The sequence below is a fragment of the Lutispora sp. QWL-02 genome (genome assembly GCF_058315355.1).
The window spans coordinates 1,940,852-1,961,583 of sequence record NZ_CM177762.1; the positions used below are offsets into that span (position 1 = coordinate 1,940,852).

Annotated in this window: 17 protein-coding genes; 15 read left to right on the forward strand and 2 right to left on the reverse strand. The window is 43.1% G+C overall.

Annotation, left to right across the window (positions count from 1 at the left end; genetic code table 11):
• Positions 1–185: 185 nt before the first annotated feature.
• Positions 186–755 carry a 5-formyltetrahydrofolate cyclo-ligase gene (locus AC4HCY_RS08915; RefSeq protein ID WP_323431951.1) on the reverse strand — a complete coding sequence of 190 codons (570 nt, stop codon included), beginning with the start codon at positions 753–755 and terminating at the stop codon, positions 186–188.
• Positions 756–978: 223 nt separating this feature from the next.
• Between AC4HCY_RS08915 and AC4HCY_RS08920 the strand changes: the two genes are divergently transcribed.
• The 13 genes from AC4HCY_RS08920 (at position 979) to AC4HCY_RS08980 (ending at position 15,460) form a co-directional block, all read left to right on the forward strand.
• Positions 979–1,527, forward strand: a complete 549-nt coding sequence (locus AC4HCY_RS08920; RefSeq protein WP_491095885.1) for a LiaI-LiaF-like domain-containing protein — start codon at positions 979–981, stop codon at positions 1,525–1,527.
• Positions 1,528–1,875: 348 nt separating this feature from the next.
• The gene (locus tag AC4HCY_RS08925) at positions 1,876–2,613 is read left to right on the forward strand and encodes a LytR/AlgR family response regulator transcription factor (RefSeq protein ID WP_491095886.1); all 738 of its coding nucleotides are present in this window, start codon (positions 1,876–1,878) and stop codon (positions 2,611–2,613) included.
• Entirely contained in the window at positions 2,610–3,896 is a 1,287-nt protein-coding gene (locus AC4HCY_RS08930) for a sensor histidine kinase (RefSeq protein ID WP_491095887.1), read from the forward strand. Before AC4HCY_RS08925 ends, AC4HCY_RS08930 begins: the two co-directional genes overlap by 4 nt.
• A gap of 165 nt (positions 3,897–4,061) precedes the next feature.
• Positions 4,062–6,029, forward strand: coding sequence for a metallophosphoesterase (locus AC4HCY_RS08935; protein ID WP_491095888.1), 1,968 nt, complete (start codon positions 4,062–4,064; stop codon positions 6,027–6,029).
• 641 nt (positions 6,030–6,670) lie between these two features.
• Complete coding sequence (locus tag AC4HCY_RS08940) at positions 6,671–7,813, forward strand: murein hydrolase activator EnvC family protein (protein ID WP_323431957.1); 1,143 nt, start codon at positions 6,671–6,673, stop codon at positions 7,811–7,813.
• Between the two features lie 109 nt (positions 7,814–7,922).
• Positions 7,923–8,603 (forward strand): cell division ATP-binding protein FtsE, encoded by a 681-nt coding sequence (gene ftsE, locus AC4HCY_RS08945; RefSeq protein ID WP_323431958.1) that lies wholly within the window; start codon positions 7,923–7,925, stop codon positions 8,601–8,603.
• A complete protein-coding gene (gene ftsX, locus AC4HCY_RS08950; RefSeq protein ID WP_491095889.1) occupies positions 8,600–9,496 on the forward strand; it encodes a permease-like cell division protein FtsX in 897 nt (298 codons plus the stop codon). Before ftsE ends, ftsX begins: the two co-directional genes overlap by 4 nt.
• A 15-nt stretch (positions 9,497–9,511) precedes the next feature.
• The gene (locus AC4HCY_RS08955; RefSeq protein ID WP_323431960.1) at positions 9,512–10,657 is read left to right on the forward strand and encodes a murein hydrolase activator EnvC family protein; all 1,146 of its coding nucleotides are present in this window, start codon (positions 9,512–9,514) and stop codon (positions 10,655–10,657) included.
• Positions 10,658–10,783: 126 nt separating this feature from the next.
• Positions 10,784–11,497, forward strand: a complete 714-nt coding sequence (locus AC4HCY_RS08960; RefSeq protein ID WP_323431961.1) for a metal ABC transporter ATP-binding protein — start codon at positions 10,784–10,786, stop codon at positions 11,495–11,497.
• Positions 11,475–12,287, forward strand: a complete 813-nt coding sequence (locus AC4HCY_RS08965) for a metal ABC transporter permease (RefSeq protein ID WP_323431962.1) — start codon at positions 11,475–11,477, stop codon at positions 12,285–12,287. The genes AC4HCY_RS08960 and AC4HCY_RS08965 overlap by 23 nt, the downstream gene beginning before the upstream one ends.
• 19 nt (positions 12,288–12,306) lie before the next feature.
• Positions 12,307–12,735 (forward strand): Fur family transcriptional regulator, encoded by a 429-nt coding sequence (locus tag AC4HCY_RS08970; RefSeq protein WP_323431963.1) that lies wholly within the window; start codon positions 12,307–12,309, stop codon positions 12,733–12,735.
• 244 nt (positions 12,736–12,979) lie between these two features.
• On the forward strand, positions 12,980–14,179 hold the full coding sequence (locus AC4HCY_RS08975; RefSeq protein ID WP_491095890.1) for a S41 family peptidase: 1,200 nt from the start codon (positions 12,980–12,982) through the stop codon (positions 14,177–14,179).
• A gap of 12 nt (positions 14,180–14,191) precedes the next feature.
• Positions 14,192–15,460 carry a PDZ domain-containing protein gene (locus tag AC4HCY_RS08980; protein ID WP_491095891.1) on the forward strand — a complete coding sequence of 423 codons (1,269 nt, stop codon included), beginning with the start codon at positions 14,192–14,194 and terminating at the stop codon, positions 15,458–15,460.
• A 25-nt stretch (positions 15,461–15,485) separates the two neighbouring features.
• Here the strand turns inward: AC4HCY_RS08980 and AC4HCY_RS08985 are convergent, their stop codons facing one another.
• Positions 15,486–15,653: a hypothetical protein gene (locus AC4HCY_RS08985; protein WP_323431966.1), complete on the reverse strand. Its 168-nt coding sequence runs from the start codon at positions 15,651–15,653 to the stop codon at positions 15,486–15,488.
• 211 nt (positions 15,654–15,864) lie between these two features.
• On the opposite strand from AC4HCY_RS08985, the gene uvrB reads away from it, so the two are divergent.
• A complete protein-coding gene (gene uvrB / locus AC4HCY_RS08990) occupies positions 15,865–17,841 on the forward strand; it encodes an excinuclease ABC subunit UvrB (RefSeq protein ID WP_323431967.1) in 1,977 nt (658 codons plus the stop codon).
• Positions 17,842–17,851: 10 nt separating this feature from the next.
• Positions 17,852–20,701, forward strand: coding sequence for an excinuclease ABC subunit UvrA (uvrA, locus tag AC4HCY_RS08995; RefSeq protein ID WP_491095892.1), 2,850 nt, complete (start codon positions 17,852–17,854; stop codon positions 20,699–20,701).
• Positions 20,702–20,732: the final 31 nt, after the last annotated feature.

Below are 20,732 nucleotides of genomic sequence, written 5' to 3' on the forward strand. Positions count from 1 at the left end.
GACGGAAACCAGGTCAAGACACGGAAGGGGATGCGGAGAACACGGATTAACACTGATTTTTCCAGGGATTAGCACGGTTATCTATTTTAACTAATAACTTAAAACTTTTATATATTACGCTACAGTAAAATAGCATCCATGTATAGACTATACGTGACTATACATGGATGCTATTGCGTATGGAGCTACTCATGACATCGGATAATTTCCTTCTCAGTGATTATGTAATCCATAGGCACATCATGGGGATCGGGTGCTATATGATCAACAAGCTGGAAGGAATAGCAAACAGCGATCTTTACTATGTTTTTCTTCAAGGAAGAGAAGAATTTATCATAATATCCTCCGCCGTAGCCGATCCTGTTGCCTGCCTTGTCAAAAACCGCTCCGGGCACAATAGCGAGATCCAGTACCTTTCTATCAGCAATCCTGATCGAATCCTTTGCAGGCTCCAATATGCCCATCCTGTTAGGGCGCAGCTTATTCCAGCCGTCAAAGCTGCATAATACTACTTCCCTTATTTCCATATTGCATAGAGGAATATAGACCTTCTTTCCCTTTTGAAGGCAATCATCGATAATAGGCTTAGTAAGGACTTCTTTGTTAAAGCTCAGGAACGAAAATATATGCTTTGCCTCAGCATACATAGGAGTGCTAATAAGCTTATTTTTTATTTCCTCGCTTCTTGAAGCAACCTCTTCAATACTCATTGAATTCCTTAAGGACAATATTTCTTTTCTTGTTACGTTTTTCAAATATATCATCTCCTATATATAGAACTTAGGATTCAGGTTATGGTATTCCGTTCCCCTTACTCCAGAGTCCTACTCAATCCACGCGCCACGTACCTCGTGCCACGCGCCAGAAAAATGCTTTGCATTTTACTACTATTATACAATATTTCATCCATACAATCAGACTTTTCCGCATTGAAGGCGTATCATATAATGACACGAATAGTTGATGGAGGTTTTATCGATGAAAAAAAATCATAATATATTTATTGGCGGGCTGTTCATTATAATCGGTACGCTGTTTTTGATCTCCAATCTTGGCTATATAAGCTTTTCTTGGAGCTATGTATGGCCGCTTGCTCTTTTAGTACCCGGTATTTATCTGCATATGTCATTTTTTACAGGTATGGATAAAAACCCTGGCATATTAGTACCCGGAGGGATACTGACCACTTATGGATTGCTTTTTTATGCAAATGTGGTATTTGGATGGAATATTATGGCCGAACTCTGGCCTGTATTTCTCATAGGTATATCGATAGGCTTGCTGGAGCTGTATCTATTCGGCAGCAGGGACAAAGCCTTGCTCATTCCTATCACAATCTTAGGCGGGCTTGGGTTGATTTTCTTGACCAACACCATATATATTCTCAACAGAAAATATTTAGCGCCTGCTTTCCTCATAGTTCTTGGAATACTCATATTGCTCAAAAGCGACAGGAGACAAAACACTCAGAGCAGACCAAAACCTGATGGCAGTGAAATTATAATAAAAGAAGAAAAGCAAGAGTAGGGAACAACATAAACAAAAAGAAGAAAAGCGCAGGATTTTGAAGTCCTGCGCTTTTCTTCTTCCAACGGTCGGCGTTCAGCATTTTGTCCCGTTCTATGCTGATTTCCTGCTCCAGCTTGCCAGACAGGCTTTCCGACGCCATATGCCTAAAGGCTTTGCGGAACAGCTTATCCACATCTGTAATTTTTTTGTGTATGCTATTGAAACCATACGGATATTCGTATATGATATATTTTGTATTTTTATATTTACATGTAGGTGAAACGGTTGAGCAGTTTGCAGGAATATATCTCGGTGCGAGAAGCCTATTGATCCCCGAAAAGAACATACTATAAGGAAGTGACCGCCATGCTGCGTATTGCTATCTGCGATGACCAGCCGAGAGAACTGGAAATCATAAACGAATACATAACAGAATACCTTGACACTAATACATTGGAAGCAGAGATGAAAGAATTTTCTCACCCGGATAAATTGCTGACCGCCATTGATGCAAAGAGCTTTCACATTTACATACTGGACATTGTCATGCCCATGGTGAGCGGCTTGGAATTAGGCAAAGAAATACGCCGCCTTGACCGTGAGGCGCAGATTATCTACGCCACCACCGAGCCGCAGTTTGCCTTGCAGGCATACGCCGCAAGCCCCATCAATTATCTCATTAAACCCATCGAAAAGCAGCGGCTGTTTGATACGCTGACTCTCGCCATCTCCAAAGCAGATCTTGCGGAAGAGCAGACATTTGCCGTCAAAACCGCTGACAGTCTGCGGATAATTAAGCTGTCGGACATCGTCTGCTGTGAATACCGCAGCCACGCTGTCATTTTCAGCTTGACAAACGGCGAGGAAGTGCTCAGCCGTACTATTCGGGAGAATTTTTCGGAATATAGCTTGTCAATTTTGAAGGACAGGCATTTTCTTCAATGTCACACCTCGTTTGTGGTCAATCTGCGTCGGGTGGAGCGCTTTGCCAAGGACAGCTTCACGCTGTGCGGCGGCAAGATTGTCCCTATTGCAGCAAAGCAATACCCTGCGGTGCGGGATACATATATGGACTACCTGATGGCAAAGGGGGTACAGAGATGAGTGGGCTTTTTCCTGACTTATTGCGGGCGGTAATCTCCACCACCGCCAATGTCCTGCTGATGATGACGCTTTTGCAGCCGAAATATTCTAAAAAGATAACGCTGCTGACCATGCTCGGCATTCTTGCCGCCGATTTGGGCACGGCGATTTACTGCTATCTCAGCGGAAATTTGACCTTGCTTTCAAAGCTTGATATTGTTCTGTTTGCGGTGCTTTGCTTTGCGGTGCGGCCTCTGTTCAAAGACACCTTCATGCAGTGGCTGTTTTCCTACCTCACCGTCCAGAACATCAGCGACGCTGTGATTATCATCAGCTTCATCGGCTCAAGGCATTTGCCTTATCCCCCCTATGCCAACTCGCTGCTGCGCCTAATCCTGTTCGGCACTTTTCTGCTTATTTTATCGCGCCATGTGCGTCCGCTGTATCGGCAGGCGGTGGAGCATTGGACGGCGTACTTCGCCGTGGCGCTGGGCATTTACATCACGTTCAACCACTATGTACTGTCTTCGGACGATATTGTCGTTACCCTGACGGAGCAGGCGGTACCGCTGCTTCTGGTAATTTTTATCGGACTTGCCGCCTACGGCTCCATTTTTCTCTCTCTCAAAAATCTTCAGCGGGAGTTTCGGGTCAAGGAAGAAAACCGGAAAATGCAGGTGGAGCGAGAATACCTGCAACTGGCCGCCGGAAATATGTCCCGGCAATTGGAGCTTATGGCGGAGATGTCGGCGCAAAACAGCCGCGCCGCCCATGACCGCCGCCACTTCAACAATGTGCTTCTGGAGCTTTTGGAGCAGGGAAAAACCGGCGAGGCTTACGCTTTGCTGCAAAGTCAAAATCAAGCTGCGCACAAAATCAGCAAGGTCTACTGCGAAAACCCCGCCGTCAATGCCGCCGTCTGCCACTATGCGGGCCTTGCGGAGCAGGCAGGTATACGGTTGGAGATCGCGCTGGATATTCCGGGCAATGTGACTGTTGATGCGCTGGAGCTTTCCATGGTGGTTTCAAACCTGATGGAAAACGCAATTCAGGCCTGCGAAAGGCTGCCGAAAGAACAGGTCCCCTATCTCCGCTTCACCTGCCGAAGCGTGGGGCGGCTGCTGCTGGAAATGGGAAACCCTTGCGCGGAGGGCACCTCACTCGACGAAAGCGGCTATCCTGTCGCCTGCAAAGAAGGCCACGGAGTCGGCAGCAAAAGCGTCATCGCTTTTGCGAAAAAGTATGACGGCGAGCTGATGTATAGAATCGAAAACGGCGTTTTTCGGGTACGCCTTCTGGTGTGAGAAAACATAGAGTTCAATTTGTCAAGAGCGAATTTTAAGTGAATAGATGGTTTTTTAAGTGTAAAAATGAGCTTTTTAAGTGTAAAGGCTCATTTTTTCTTTTTTTTGGGTTATTCTTAGGACGAAAATTTACAAAATATTATTGAAATATTGGAGGAAATGAACATGAAAAGAAAAATGCTCTCTTTATTGCTGGCGTCCTGCATGGTGATTTCTTTGGTGCTGCTCACCACAGGCTTCTCGCTGAATACCGGAGCGTCAGTTTCAGACGCAGCGAAGGGCACCGCAGCTTTGTGGGATGCCGGCAACACAAGAGACAAGATCGTCGTCATAAGCGATATTCACCTCGGCATCGATGACCGCTATACAGAAACACTGAAAAACCGTCCGCTGCTTATAGAGTTCTTGCGGCGCCTGCAAAGCACAACAGATGTGCGAGAGCTGGTCATCAACGGTGATTTTTTGGACGAGTGGTTTTTGCCGGTCTATTATCCCGGCTACACGGATGCAAGACAGTTTTACAAGGACGTGATAGCCAACAATCAGGACGTTATTGACGAGTTGAACAATGTGGCCGACAGTGGGATAAAGCTGGTCTACGTAATCGGAAACCATGACATGACCCTGGAGGCCGACGTTTTGCAGGAAGCGATCCCTAAAATCGTTCAGGCCAGGGATGCCGAAGGACTCGGCACTTATTACACAGGCGACCGAAACGAGATCGCAATCGAACATGGTCACCGTTACGATGTGTTTTCCGCTCCGGACACGGTCACCAACGCGGAGCTGTGCGGCAATGAGGACACCATCCTGCCGGCAGGCTATTTTTACGCCCGCTATGCAGCAACGTGGGTGCTGGAAGGCCGGCCGAAAGTTGAAAAGGATTTGCCGGTCGTTACGATCGTACCGGATAAAACCGATACGGACCAGTACGGCGCTTATATTTATTACTCGCTTCTCAAAAACATCTCCGCTCGGATGACACCCAACGAGAGCCTTGACGAGAAAATATTCGATATGCATATAGCCGGATTTGACGATGCGTATACCTATCTGGATTTCTATCCGGCGCAGCAGGCGGACGGGACGATTTCCGCGCCGGTGCTGTTTAAGAATATTCAGCGCACATGGGACGAGCGTCAGAGGCTTAACAACGTCAAGGTTCCCAACAGCTTTTTACAGGCGGTCTCCGGAACCTTGGACTGGGAGTATTTTTTCAGGCAAGCAAAGGCGCAGTATCTGGATAATGCGAAGGAAAAAGTGGATGTGGTTGTGTTCGGTCATACCCATGTGCCTACATACCGAGTTACGGGCGACGGGAAATACTACCTGAACGAAGGAACCTGGATCGACCATAACACTGACTATCCGGATGCCACCAGAACATTTGCGGTCATCACCACCGGCAATAAGGATACGGCTGCGCTCTACAGGTTTATGGAGGATGGCTCTGTTACGGATATTGGCGCCAGCATCAGCAAGGCAGATGTGACATTTGATTACAAAGCGGTTGAAAACTACGGCGATGACGACACGCAAGCGCGTTATGTTGAAGTGAGCGGGTTAGCAGATGATAATATACAGGCTAAACTTAATGAGGAATTAAAAACTTTCTGCCTCTGGCCGACTTTTGCTGCTGAAAGCAATACCACATACGACATTATGCCTGTTTTTGAAGTTGTAGCCGGGGACTTGCTGAGCATAAGGACATATAATACCGCCTATACCGCGGGAGCGGCTCACCCTGTCAATTCGATACGGACACAGCTTTTCAGCTTGACTGCGGGCAATAAGGGTGCAGGGAATCTGTGGGATTTCATAAAGGACAAGAATGCGTTTAAACAATTGGCACTTGACGGCAGATTCGGTCTGACAGTTGTGGGAGTTGACGGTGAAATTACCGAAGAATTCAGGATGGCGGCGTATAAAAAACTTGCAGAGAGCATTGGCACTCCTGAATTGGCAACGCAATTTTACTTTGGCGACGGAGGCAGATTGAATGTATGGTGCGACGGTGAAAATCACGCGACAGGGGACTATTGGCTGTTTGATATACCTGTCGTAGATTTAGAAGGTCTTGCAACCGACCGATTGCTCCCCATTATTGAAACTCTGAAGAATCTTAGCAATTAAAATTTGGGTATGCAAATTTGAAAATAAACGGCAAGCCGAAGTATTCGAAAAAATATCACTGTATTCTCGCCTGAAGGAGTGTGATGGAATGGAAAAGCGCAGGCGTGAGGATGCACCGCTGAAAGCCCCCAATACTGAGGGTAATGTGTGGCCAAAGCAGGTTTGCCCTGCCTTTGAACCGAGAGCCGATACTCACGAAGGGCTGCGGCAGTGCTGGTACTGCCGGTATGCCGACTTTCATCTGGACAAGCCCCGCGCGCTGGATGTGGGCGTATGCTACTGGCCGAAAAAGATATCAAAATAGGAGGGTGGAAACTTATATCGGTTTCCACCCTCGCTTTTCCGTATTTAGTTTGCTTTGTCTTTATAAAAGCCGAAATATGTCGAATTGTTGTAAGCTTATAGCGGTTACATTTTAGGAGGATTTTCCATAAGAACATAGAATTATGTAAAAAGTAATAATCTCGAAATAAGCCTAGAAGGCTATAGCAATTTATAGAGATTTATAAAGGATTTTACACTTCTTTGTAGAAGACATAGAAGATAGATGAAGAGTTGCTGTTTATTGATAGAAATGGTAAATGTGCTCAAACTCTTTCTGAGAGTATATTTTAGAATACAGTCAACAGGAGGACCTGTACATGAGAATGCGTAGAACTATCGTTTTGACTCTTGCTCTAATTTTTGTTTTTTCCGTTATACCTGTTTATGGGAAAAATCCCAGTGATATAAAAGAGCTTCAAAAGAAATTGGATAAAACGGAGAGAAAGATAAAGCTTAATAAGCAGGAACAAGTCAAAAAGGAGAAAGAAAGCAAAAGTGTATCAAACCAGATACAGGAATTGGATAGAAAGCTCGATGAAGCCCAGGAAAACCTGGAGCTTGTGGAGAGCCAGCTTTCTGAATTGGAAGGGCAGATAGCCATAACTCAAAGAGGCTTGGACAGAGCAACTGAAGAAGCGGCTAATCAAAAAGATCTATTGAATAAAAGGGTCAGAGTGATGTATCAAAATGGCAGCATAGGGTATATGGCGGTTTTGCTGAATTCTGCCAGCTTCAGCGATTTTGTATCCAGGATGGATTTGCTTAGAAAAATAATAAACCATGATGTAAATCTGTTAAAGGAAAGAAAAACCTATAGAGATGCTATTGATGAAAAGAAACAGCAGCTTGAGAACGAACAGCAGCAAAAAGAATTATTGAAGAATCATATCGGTCAAAAGAAGGAAGAAGTAGAATCAGTCAAGAAGGACAAAGAGCAGTTATTAAAGGAAGTATCTAAAGACCTAAAGGAGCTTGAAAAGCAAGAGGACAAGCTGTTGGAGGAATCGGCTCAATTTACCAGGATGATACTGGCAGCCCAGTCCTCAGATAAATATGTAGAAGGAGATATGGCCTGGCCTTCTCCGGGATGCACTCAAATCAGTGATTATTATGGTTATAGGAACCACCCGATATTGAAAAAGAAGAAGTTCCATGCGGGACTGGATATAAAAGTTTCGTCAGGAAGCAAGATTGTAGCTGCCAATGCAGGAAAAGTAATCCTGGCGAGAAGCTATGGCGGCTATGGTAAGACAGTGATCATAGACCATGGAGGCAAGATCTCTACACTATATGCACATAACTCCAAGCTTCTGGTAAAGGAAGGAGATAAGGTTGCAAGAGGCCAAGAGATAGCCAAGTCCGGCAACACGGGAGTGTCAACAGGGCCTCACCTTCACTTTGAGGTGAGGATAAACGGAGCTCACACCGATCCATTGCCATATCTAAGGAAGAAGAAATAAGCCTGGCTATAAGCCGGGTTTATTTTTTATGGTAATTTATAAATATTTATAAAGGATTTTACGCTTTTTTGTAGAAGTTATAGAAAGATGCGCGAAAGGTTGTGATTTATTGATAGAACTGATCAATGTAAGCAAAACTTTTTCAGATGGTCACAGAGCTTTGAGCAATATTAATATTAAGATAGATAACGGTGAATTTGTTTTTTTGGTAGGTCCCAGCGGTGCTGGAAAATCAACTCTGATCAAATTGCTGCTGAAGGAGACAGAAGCAGATCAAGGCAAAATTATAATAAACGACAAAGATGTGACGCGGTTGAAAAGAAAAGAAGTACCATTCTTGAGGAGAAGCATAGGAGTTGTATTTCAAGACTTCAGGCTGCTTCAAGAGAAGACCGTATACGAGAATGTAGCTTTTGCCATGGAGATCGTTGAAGCACCTGCTAAGGATATAAGGAGGCAGGTTCCGATAGTATTGAGCCTTGTGGGCCTCAGCAAAAAATCTAATCTATACCCGAGCCAGCTTTCCGGAGGGGAGCAGCAGAGGGTTTCACTTGCCAGAGCAATGGTAAACGGACCGTCTATACTCATTGCTGATGAACCTACAGGAAATCTTGATCCGGATACATCATGGGAGATTATGAAAAGCATTAATGAAATAAATCGCAGAGGTACTACCATTCTTATGGCTACCCACGCCAAAGAAATAGTAGATGCTATGAAGAAAAGGGTTATAGCTATTGAAGAAGGTACCATAGCCCGCGACGATATGAAAGGCGGGTATGGCATATGAAGGCAAGAACCGTAAGATATTTTTTCAAGCAATCAACGAGAAGTATTTGGCGGAATAAGGTGATGAGCCTTGCTTCCATAAGCTCTGTTATGGCGGCTTTGCTTGTTATCGGGATATTTTTGGTATTGGTGCTGAATGTAGATTACCTGGCTATAAAGCTTGAATCTCAGGTAGAAATAAAGGTACATCTTGTTGATGGGCTGAGCCAAAACATTATAAATGATATAAACAAGGAGATAAAGGAGCTTACAGGAGTAAAGGACTCTGTTTTTCTTTCTAAGGATGAAGCTTTAAAGAAATTCAGCGAAGAACTGGGAGAAAACTCTGACCTTCTTGAAGGGCTGGAGGGAGATAACCCCTTGTCGGATTCCTTTATTGTTACCTTGGAAGACCCAAGGCTCGCTCCGAAGGTTACCTTGGCAATAAGTGCCATGTCCAATATCGAGAAGGTAGTTTATGGGAAAGAAGAGCTTGAAAAGCTGCTGGGGATCACTTATTTTCTTCGCATAGGAAGTTTGGTGATCGTGGGAATATTGTTTTTGATATCTGTGTTCATCATATCTAATACGATAAAGCTCACGGTTTTTGCCAGACGAAGAGAAATAGGAATAATGAAGTACATAGGAGCCACGGATTGGTTTGTAAGAGGTCCATTTTTCTTTGAGGGCATTCTGTTAGGGCTGATTGGAAGCATAGTATCTATTGCTTTGTTAAGCACGGGATATTATTTTGCAGCGAACTATATTAAGCAGCAGATGTTTGGCCTTCTGGTCATATCTCTGATGCCTTTTTCCGAGATTATATCCAGCCTTATTACGGCGCTTTTAATCTTTGGAGTTATCATAGGCTCCCTTGGAAGCATGATATCCATTAGAAAATTTCTTAGGGTTTGATAGGAGGACCTGCACATGAACATGCGTAAGATTATCGCTTTGATTCTTGCTTTAATTTTTGTTCTTTCTGCTATACCCGTTTATGGCCAGAACCCTACTGATTTAAAAAACCTCAAAAAGCAGCAGGAGGAAAATAATAAAAAATTAGAACTCGCAAAGGTTCAGAAAGCTCAGAAAGAAAAGGAAAGCAAGAATTTATCCAAACAGATAAGCGAGCTTGATAAAAAACTGGAAGATGCAGAAACCAATCTGGAGTTTGTGGAGGGACAGCTATCTGATTTGGAAGGCAAGATAGCCATAACTCAGAGGGAATTGGATAGAGCGACAGAGACTGCTGATAGTCAAAAAAATTTGCTGAATAAAAGAGTCAGAGTTATGTATCAAAGCGGGAGTACCGGATATCTGGCGGTTTTGCTGAACTCTGCCAGCTTCAGCGACTTTATATCCAGGATGGATTTGCTGAGAAAAATAATAAACTATGATGTAAATCTGCTAAAGGAAATGAAGACTTATAGAAACACAGTTGATGAAAAGAAGCAGCAGCTGGAAAACGAACAGCAGAAAAAGGAAGCACTGAAGAGTGATATCAGCAAAAAGAAGGAAGAAGTTGAATCCGTCAAGAAGGATAAGGAACAGGTATTAAAGGAAGTATACAAGGACTTGAAAGAGCTTGAAAGATTAGAGGACAAGCTTTTGGAAGAATCCGCCAAGATAGCAAAGATGATAGTGGCAGCTCAATCCTCAGGGGAATATATAGGCGGAGAGATGGCCTGGCCTGCTCCCGGGTATACCAAGATCACATCACCATATGGATATAGAAACCATCCTATATTAAAGAAGAAGAAGCTTCACACAGGGGTCGACATAGCGGTTCCTTTAGGCAAGGATATTGTTGCCGCCAATAGTGGTAAGGTAATTTTCTCAGGGCCATACGGAGGCTACGGCAATGCAATAATTATTGACCATGGAGGAAAAACCTCTACTCTATATGCACATAACTCCAAGCTTCTGGTAAAAGAAGGAGACACTGTTGCAAGGGGCGAGACCATAGCTAAGGCAGGGAGCACCGGTTTGTCCACCGGACCTCATCTTCATTTCGAGGTCAGGATAAATGGGGCTCACACCGACCCGATGCCGTACATAACCAAAAAGAAAAAATAGAACTCAAGCTGTGCATAGTCACAGCTTTTCTTGTTATATGTTTGCATAAATTTGGGGAATAATATAAAATGGTATTGCAAATAATTTGCAAAGACATATCTTTTAGAGAGAAACGGATTGATGAAAATGGATAATATTGTACTTAAAGGAGAAGGTATTAATTTTTCTTATGACGGCTGCAAGGTGCTGCGAGACTGCAGCTTTATGGTCAAGGACGGAGATTTCGCTGCGGTAGTAGGCTCAAACGGAGCAGGTAAGAGCACGCTGCTCAAAATATGCCTGGGCCTTCTGAAGCCTGACAGCGGCAGCATTTGTCTGTTCGGAAAGCCGCTGGATAAGTTTGAGGATTGGAGTAAAATTGGCTATGTACCTCAGAGGATACTTACTCTCAATCTTGGCTTTCCAGCTTCGGTAGAAGAGGTAGTGAGCGCGCCGTTATATGCAAACAAGCTGAGGCTGAGCAAAGGAGAACAGGATGCTCTGATAGTAAGATCCCTCGAACAGGTGGGGATGGCAGGCTATAAAAGAAGGCTCATAGGAAGATTATCTGCAGGTCAGCAGCAGCGAATTTTTATTGCAAAGGCCCTGGTAAGTTCACCGAAGCTGCTCTTTCTTGATGAGCCTACGACAGGGATAGACAATGAGACTGAAGAAGATTTCTATAATTTGCTCAACAAATTAAATAAAGAGGATGGCATAACAATAGTCATGGTAACACATGATTATACAGATATTAAATCTATGGTGAACAGGGTCGTACAATTAAGCGAAGGAATTATAACGGATAATATTCGCAAATCCGAGGGTGGGGATAAAAATGATGGAAATATTTCAATATGAGTTTATGCAGAGAGCGTTTATTGCAGGGATCATGGTTGCTGTTACATGCCCGTTGATAGGGATTTTTATTGTGCTGAAAAGATTATCGATGATAGGAGATACGCTTTCCCATGCTTCTTTAGCAGGCATAGCTGCAGGAATGCTTTGGGGCTTTTATCCTTTCTGGGGGGCTTTGGCTTTCTCTGTTGGTGGGGCTATTGCTATTGAGAAGCTTAGAAAAACTTTTTCTAAATATGAAGAAATATCAAACTCTATAATATTATCTGCAGGCATTGGCCTCGCAGTTGTCATGATAGGCTTAGCCAAAGGCTTCAATACGGATTTGATGGGCTATTTGTTTGGCAGCATTGCTGCGGTAAATTCTCAGGATATATACATAATGGGTGCATTGAGCTTGATAATAATTCTATCAGTGATAGCCTTGCACAAAAAGCTGTTTTATATAGCTTTCGATGAGGAGGGCGCACAGATTTCAGGCATTCCTGTCGGGCTTCTCAACCTGTACCTGACCGTTTTGACAGCTTTGACCGTAGTGGTTTCTATGAGGATAGTAGGGATATTCATGGTATCCTCTATGCTGGTCATTCCTGTTGCGGCTGCTATTCAGGTTGGTACCGGATTTATCAAGACCATGGGTTTATCGGTAGCTTTTGCTCTCATATCAGTGATATCAGGCCTCATACTATCCTATTATTTAGACATAGCTCCGGGCGGCACCATAGTTCTTTTATCTGTGCTTATATTGCTGATAGTTCTTTTTGTGAAGAGTGTAATAAAAAAGGAAAAATAATGATTTGGTGGTGACCGGCATGAATAATGAACTTAGCCCTGAGAAAATATTGAAGAATAAAGGCTGTAAGCTGACACAGCAGCGTAAGGCCATCATAGAAGTGCTTAGCAGCGGAGGCCATCATACTGCTAATGAGATATATGCTCTTGTGAGCGATAAATATCGAGGAATAAACTTCTCTACAATATATAGGAATCTTGAGCTTTTAGTGGGGTTGGGAATAGTAGAGAGGCTCAATATAAGCGACAACTGCAGTCATTTCGAGCTAATAAACGGTAAGCATCATCATCATGTCATATGCAATAAATGCGGAGAAGTAAGAGAGATAGACATCTGCCCTTTCGCCGCTGCGGAGGACAGGGAAAAGCTGAAAGAGCTTGATTTCGAGGCTACAGAGCATAAGTTTGAAATATACGGCATATGCAGCAATTGCAGGCACAAGGAATAAACACAAAATATGAAAATTTACCCCACACAAATAGTATTAATGATATAATTACATAATAGAATATTAATGGCACTTAAAAATAATGTTAACACTTAACTAACCCGCCCTAAATCCCCCGCTTGTACAGGTGGCGGGTGTCAAAGGGCGGTTAAGTCCAGTATGGACTCGGCTAACACTCAGTTGGGCCCCATCCCCACTGAATGAAGCCTCGTTCAATGACCCAAAAATGATGCGAGGTGAATTTATGGTAAAAAAGAGACAGCTCATACTTTCTGTAATGGCAGCTATCTTAATAACTGCAATATTGACATTTACTTTTACCAACTTTATATCTTTGAGGCTTGGAGATAAAGTGATTATCTCAAGCAGCGATTACGAAATAGTAAAAGAGAGCAGAAAATTACTGACACTGAAAAAATATATTGATAAATACTACCTGGAGCCTGCGGACTCGGGAAAGCTGATGGACGGAGCTATAAAGGGGATGTTTCAAGCGCTGGGGGACCCATATTCTGTCTACATGAATGAAAAGGAATTCAAAGATTTCGATGAATCAACATCCGGCTCATACGGTGGTATAGGAGTGATTGTAACCGAGAAGGACGGCTATGTAACAGTGGTTGCTCCGATTGAGGATACGCCCGGTGAGAAAGCAGGTCTTAAAACAGGGGATAAGATAATAAAGGTTGACGGCGCAGAGGTGACCGGAATAGGGCTAGATAAAGCTACAACTCTTATGAAAGGCAAAAAAGGGACTAAGGTGGTCCTGACAGTTTCCAGGGAAAATAAAACTGAACCTCTGGTGATTGAAATAAAAAGAGAGGATATAGTATTAAAAACAGTTAAAGCTGAAATCTTGAAGGATGGGATTGCTTACATACGTATAAGCATGTTTGATCAAGATACAGGCAAGGAATTTAAGAGGGCATTAGCTGACATCAAGACACATGATGCTAAAGGCTTGATTATTGATTTGAGGCAGAATCCTGGCGGATTTGTAACTCAGTGTGTAGAGGTAGCTGATGAGCTGCTGGATAAGGGCACGATATTCTATACAGAGGACAAAAATAAAAACCAGATAGTAACAAGCTCTAAGGATGGCAAAATAGACATTCCTTTCGTCATACTTGTTGACGAGGGCAGCGCCAGCGCTTCTGAGATTGTATCCGGTGCTGTCAAAGACAGGAAGGCAGGGCTGCTGATAGGGACAAAAACCTTTGGAAAGGGCCTGGTTCAGTCAGTGGAAAAGCTGGGAGACGGAAGCGGATTTAAGCTTACTATACAGAAGTATTATACTCCAAATGGCATAGACATAAATAAAGTTGGTATAGAACCTGATATTGAAGTTAAAGCTTTAGAGATCAAAGAAGGTCAGAGACCGGAAGATATAAAGGATGTTCAGCTTGATAGGGCTATTGAGGAGATACAAAAGCTTATAAAATAGTTGAGGTGTTAAATGCTTACTTTTATTAAAGTATCGGAGATGGTGCTTGTATCTATAGGTTCATTACTGCTAAATCCTTTGTTTTTGCTCATAGTCGGCATTGCCTATTTTATGTATGGAAAAGGCTCGGATATTGAGGAGCGAATGCTGGGATACAAGATCTCTCTCTGGGAGAAAACTAAGAATTCGGTTTTGGCAGGCTTGCTGGGCGGAGTGCTCGGAAGCAGCATATCGGTTTTTTTAGGGATTACGATCGAGCAGTTCAATAAGGCCGGTTCGGGCAGCTTTAGCTCAGGTATATTATATATCTGGATCATAGCTTTGCTGCTTTCACTGATAAATGTAAGATATCTATGCTTTTCTTATGCCGGCGGCATTGTAGCTCTTATGAACTTAATTTTTGGATTCCCCAATATCAATCCTATAGGCATCATAGCTTTGGTAGGAATTCTCCACCTCATTGAGAGCTTGCTGATATGGATCGACGGATATTCCAATGCTGTGCCTGCATTTCTGAAGCGCAAGGATGGCAGTGTGGTGGGAGGCTATATAATGAACAGGATATGGCCTCTCCCCATGATGATATTATTTGCTGCTTTGATGACAGGCGGAGCAGGTGAATCCATACCTATGCCGGATTGGTGGCCAATTATCAGGCAGCCGGGCTTTGACGGGGATATGGGAAATTTAATGTATATACTGCAGCCAATACCTGTGATGCTGGGCTATGGAGATATGGCTATCACCAATAGCCCTGCCAAGCGGTGCAAATATTCAGCCTTGAGGCTGGCTGCGTATAGTGTGATTCTAATCCTGTTGACTGCCATAGCCTCCAAGCTTCATTTGTTTGCTTATGCGGCTGCCGTGTTTGCTCCTTTGGGCCATGAGCTTTTAATAATATATGGACAAAAGGAAGAAGAGGAAGGCAAAGCTTTATTTGAAGCCGCTGAAAGAGGTCTAAAGGTATTGTTTTGCAGGAAGGGCTTTCCCGGTATAAAGATGAGCCTTGAGCCGGGAGATACTATTATATCAATAAATAATATGAGGATCGACAGTGAAGGGGAGCTGTCCGATTTTTTTAGGAGCTATCCCACATATATCTGGCTTGATATAGTGAAATCCAACGGTGAAAAGAAAACCTTGGAATATAAGGATTACGAAAAAGGAATTTCCAGCCTTGGTGTGTTGATCGTACCAAGAAGTCCTGAGCTTTATTTGGAGATAAATAATACCTCCAAGCTGGCACAGCGGATTAAAGGTCTGTGGAAAGGTAAAAAATAAAAGGCTCACTATTGTGAAGCCTTCTTTATTTTTTCTTCTTCAAATTTGTATTATTTTTCAGTGTATAATCCAAAAGCTCTTGAAAAGCTGAGCCTTCTTTATGGCTTATGCTTTCAAAGTATCTATAAATTTCATAAAATTTATCATTATTGTTTTTAGGCCCTTTGAAATCATAATTAAAACCTTTGTCCATTATAATACCCCTCAATCAAAATATATTTAAATCAATAATATTATATCATCATTTATTTATAATATTACAACAAAATTTAAATTTATGCAACAATAATTTTTATTTATGCATAAATAGGTGTATATATACACATATTTCAATAGTTGACAGAACAGTACCAAAGATATATAATTTTTACGAACACATGTTCTAAGATGACGGAGGGCTTTCCATGGATAGTTTTAAAATAGTATCTGAATTTAAGCCGATGGGAGATCAACCTAAAGCAATTTCCCAATTGGTTGACGGTATAGGCAAAGGGGAGAAATTTTTCACTCTTAAAGGTGTTACCGGCTCCGGAAAAACCTTTACGATGGCAAATGTTATTGAGCGGGTTCAAAAGCCTACTCTGGTATTAGCGCATAATAAAACTCTCGCCGCCCAGCTATGCAGCGAGTTCAAGGAGTTTTTTCCTCACAATTGTGTAGAGTATTTTGTCAGCTATTATGACTATTATCAGCCTGAGGCCTATGTACCCCACACTGATACATATATAGAGAAGGATTCACAGATAAATGAAGAAATAGATAAGCTGAGACACTCGGCTACAGCAGCACTTTTTGAAAGAAAGGATGTAATAATCGTAGCGTCCGTATCTTGCATATATGGTCTCGGTGATCCGGAGGACTATAGAGACCTGATATTGTCCCTGAGAAAAGGGATGATCAAGGATAGGGACGAAGTGATAAGAAAACTGGTGGATATACAATATGACAGGAATGACATCAATTTTATAAGAGGGACCTTCAGGGTGAGGGGCGATGTGGTGGAAATATTTCCCGCTGCTTCCTCCGATAAAGCCATAAGAGTAGATTTCTTCGGCGATGAAATAGACAAGATACTGGAATTTGACTCTTTAACAGGCAATGTTATAGGGGAAAGGCAGCATGTCTTCATATATCCGGCATCTCACTATGCCACAACCTATGAAAAGCTCCAAAGAGCTATAGGAACCATAGAGGAAGAGTTAAAGACAAGGGTAAAGGCGCTGAAGGAGGAGGACAAACTCCTTGAAGCCCAAAGACTGCTGCAAAGAACAAATTTTGACATTGAAATGATGCAGGAATTAGGTTATTGTTCTGGTATCGAGAATTATTCAAGGCATATAAGCGGGAGGGCTCAAGGCAGTGCTCCTTACACATTGCTCGATTTCTTTCCCAAGGATTATTTGATGATAATAGATGAATCTCATGTTACTATTCCGCAGGTAAGAGGCATGTATTTTGGTGATAAGTCCAGAAAGGATACTCTGGTGGAATACGGTTTCAGACTTCCCTCTGCTTATGATAACAGGCCTCTTAATTTTCAAGAGTTTGAAAGCAAGTTGAATCAGGTTATTTTTGTCAGCGCTACACCTGCAGCCTATGAAATGGAAAAGAGTAGCCGGATAGTGGAGCAGCTGATAAGGCCGACGGGCCTTGTTGACCCGGAGATAGTGATAAAGCCTGTTAAGGGTCAGATCGATGATCTGATAGGGGAGATAAACCTGCGGGTTGAGAAAAAACAGAGAGTTTTGGTCACAACTCTTACAAAGAAGATGGCGGAGGACCTGACCTCATATTTTAAGGAATTGGATATAAAGGTGAGATATTTGCATTCCGATGTGGACACCATGGAAAGAATGGAGATAATCAGAAATCTGAGATTAGGTGAGTTTGATGTTCTGGTCGGAATAAATCTTCTGAGGGAAGGCCTGGATTTGCCGGAGGTATCCTTGGTAGCCATATTGGATGCCGATAAGGAAGGCTTCTTAAGATCTGAAACCTCATTGATACAGACAGTAGGAAGAGCAGCCAGAAATATTGACGGGAAGGTTATAATGTATGCGGATTCCATGACTGACTCCATGAGAAAGGCTATAAATGAAACTAATAGAAGAAGAAAAATACAAAGCGAATATAATGCTGCTCATGGAATAACTCCCAAGACTGTATACAAGGCGGTCAGGGAACTCATCGAAGCTACAAAAACCGGTGAAGAGATAGAAAAGTACAACATCAAGCCATCCAAGGAAAAGGTGAATAAGGAAGAACTAAAGACAATTATAGAGGCTTTGGAGCTGGAAATGAAAGAGCACGCAAAGAACCTTCAGTTTGAAAAAGCAGCTGAGCTCAGGGACAGGATAAAAGAACTAAAGGACAATATGTAGAGGTGAAAGAATGTCAAAAGATAAAATTATTATTAAAGGCGCCAGAGAGCATAATCTGAAAAACATAGATATTGAAATACCAAGAGATAAATTTGTTGTAATAACGGGGCTATCAGGCTCGGGAAAATCATCCCTTGCCTTTGATACCATATATGCGGAAGGCCAGAGGAGATATGTGGAATCATTATCTGCATATGCACGGCAGTTTTTAGGGCAGATGGAGAAGCCGGATTTAGATTACATAGAGGGTTTATCCCCTGCCATTTCCATAGATCAGAAGACCACCAGCAAGAATCCGAGATCAACAGTAGGAACCGTCACTGAGATATATGATTATCTCAGGCTTCTCTATGCACGAATAGGAATACCTCACTGTCCCCAGTGCGGCAAAGAGATATCTCAGCAGACCATCGACCAGATGGTGGACTACCTGACAGCCTTGGGCAGCGGGACAAAGCTGCAGATCCTTGCTCCCATAGTGAGAGGGAAAAAAGGCGAGCATCAGAAGCTCATCGGAGAAATGAAAAAATCTGGCTTTGTCAGGATCAGAATAGATGGAGAGGTCATGGACATCAATGATGAAATCAAGCTGGAAAAGAATAAGAAGCATTCCATAGAAGTAGTGGTAGATAGAATAGTAGTCAAGGAAGGAATTGAGAGAAGGCTTGCAGATTCACTGGAAACCGTGCTCAAGCTTTCGGGAGGCCTTGCCTTGGTGGATATAATGGGCGTTGAAGAAAAGCTTTTCAGCCAGAACTATGCATGTCCTGACTGTGGTATTGCCATGGAAGAATTATCACCAAGGATGTTTTCCTTCAACAGCCCCTTTGGGAAATGCCCCAGCTGTGACGGACTAGGCGAGCTTCGCAAGATAGATCCAGATTTGGTAATTCCTGATAGAAAGAAGAGCATAGCAGAGGGAGGCATTGAGCCATGGAGAAACATAAACGGTGACTCCTGGTATTACAATATAGTCGAAGGGGCTGCAAAGCACTATGGCTTCAGCATGGATACGCCTATTGAGGAGCTTGGCGATGAAGTCATCGATTTGCTCCTGTACGGAAACAACGGGGAAAAATTTAAGGTTAAGTATGAGAGAGAGTATGGAAGAGGAGAGGCCATGCTATCCCTGGAAGGTGTAGTTAACAATCTTGAGAGGAGATACAGGGAAACAAAGTCAGATTTTATGAGATCCGATATTGAGAGCTATATGTCATCAATCCCCTGCCCATTGTGCAAGGGAACCAGGCTTAAAAAAGAAAGCCTGTCGGTATATGTGGGTGGTATCTCCATTGCTGAACTGTGCAGCATGCCGGTCCACCAGATACTTGGCTTTATGAGCAAACTGAAGCTTACTCCTAAAGAGGAGCTTATTTCAAAGCAAGTGCTAAAGGAAATAAATGCACGGTTAGGCTTCCTTATAAACGTAGGGCTTGATTATCTTACCCTGTCCAGAACGGCAGGAACTCTGTCCGGAGGTGAATCCCAGAGGATCAGGCTGGCTACCCAAATCGGCTCAAGCCTTGTGGGGGTTTTATATATATTGGATGAACCAAGCATAGGCCTTCATCAGAAGGATAACGGGAAGCTTTTAAAAACCTTGAGAAACCTTACGGATTTGGGCAATACCCTTTTAGTGGTGGAGCATGATGAAGACACAATGTATGCAGCGGATTATATAATAGATATCGGTCCCGGAGCGGGGGCTCACGGCGGAGAAGTTGTTGCGGCAGGGAGCTTGAAAGATATCATGGCCTGTGAGAGATCTATAACGGGCCAGTATATGAGCGGTGCCAAATATATTTCTGTACCGCAGGACAGGAAAAAGCCCAACGGCAACTGGATTACGATAAAGGGAGCAAGAGAGAACAATCTGAAGAATCTGAATGTACGCATCCCAATGGGCGTATTTACTTGCGTCACAGGAGTATCCGGCTCAGGCAAGAGCACTCTGATAAATGAGATACTCTATAAATCCCTGGCTCAAAAGATATACGGCTCAAGGCAGAAACCGGGGGAGTATACTGAGATACTAGGCTTTGAAAACGTTGATAAGGTTATTGATATAGATCAATCACCCATAGGCAGGACGCCAAGATCCAACCCGGCAACCTATACCGGAGTATTTGACTTTATAAGAGATGTTTTTGCATCCACGCCGGAAGCAAAGATGAGAGGATATAAAAACGGCCGTTTCAGCTTCAATGTAAAGGGCGGACGCTGCGAAGCCTGCAAGGGAGACGGCATAATAAAGATTGAGATGCAGTTCCTGCCCGATGTATATGTGCCCTGCGAGATATGCAAGGGCAAGAGATACAACAGGGAAACCCTGGAAGTGAGATATAAGGGTAAAACCATATCCGAGATACTGGATATGACCGTCGAAGAGGCCTTGGGCTTCTTTGAAAATATACCAAGAATACAAAGGAAGATCCAAACCTTGTATGATGTGGGCCTTGGATATATAAAGCTTGGACAGCCTTCAACCCAGCTGTCGGGAGGAGAGGCTCAGAGGATCAAGCTTGCCTATGAGTTGTCAAAAAGAAGCACGGGCAAAACAGTGTATATATTGGATGAGCCCACTACAGGACTCCATACGGCAGATATCCATAAGCTCTTAAAGATATTGCACCGCCTTGTAGAGGGCGGCAATACGGTTATCGTTATTGAACATAATCTGGATGTGATAAAGAGAGCGGATTATATCATCGACCTGGGACCCGACGGAGGGGATAGAGGCGGCACCATAGTAGGCACCGGAACTCCCGAAGAATTAGCAAAGAATCCTGCTTCTTATACAGGTGAATATTTGAAAAAGATATTGGATAAAGCAATAATAGAGGGCTGTCGCACTGAGTAATTAGTGTGTCAGCACCTTTAGAATGCTTTTG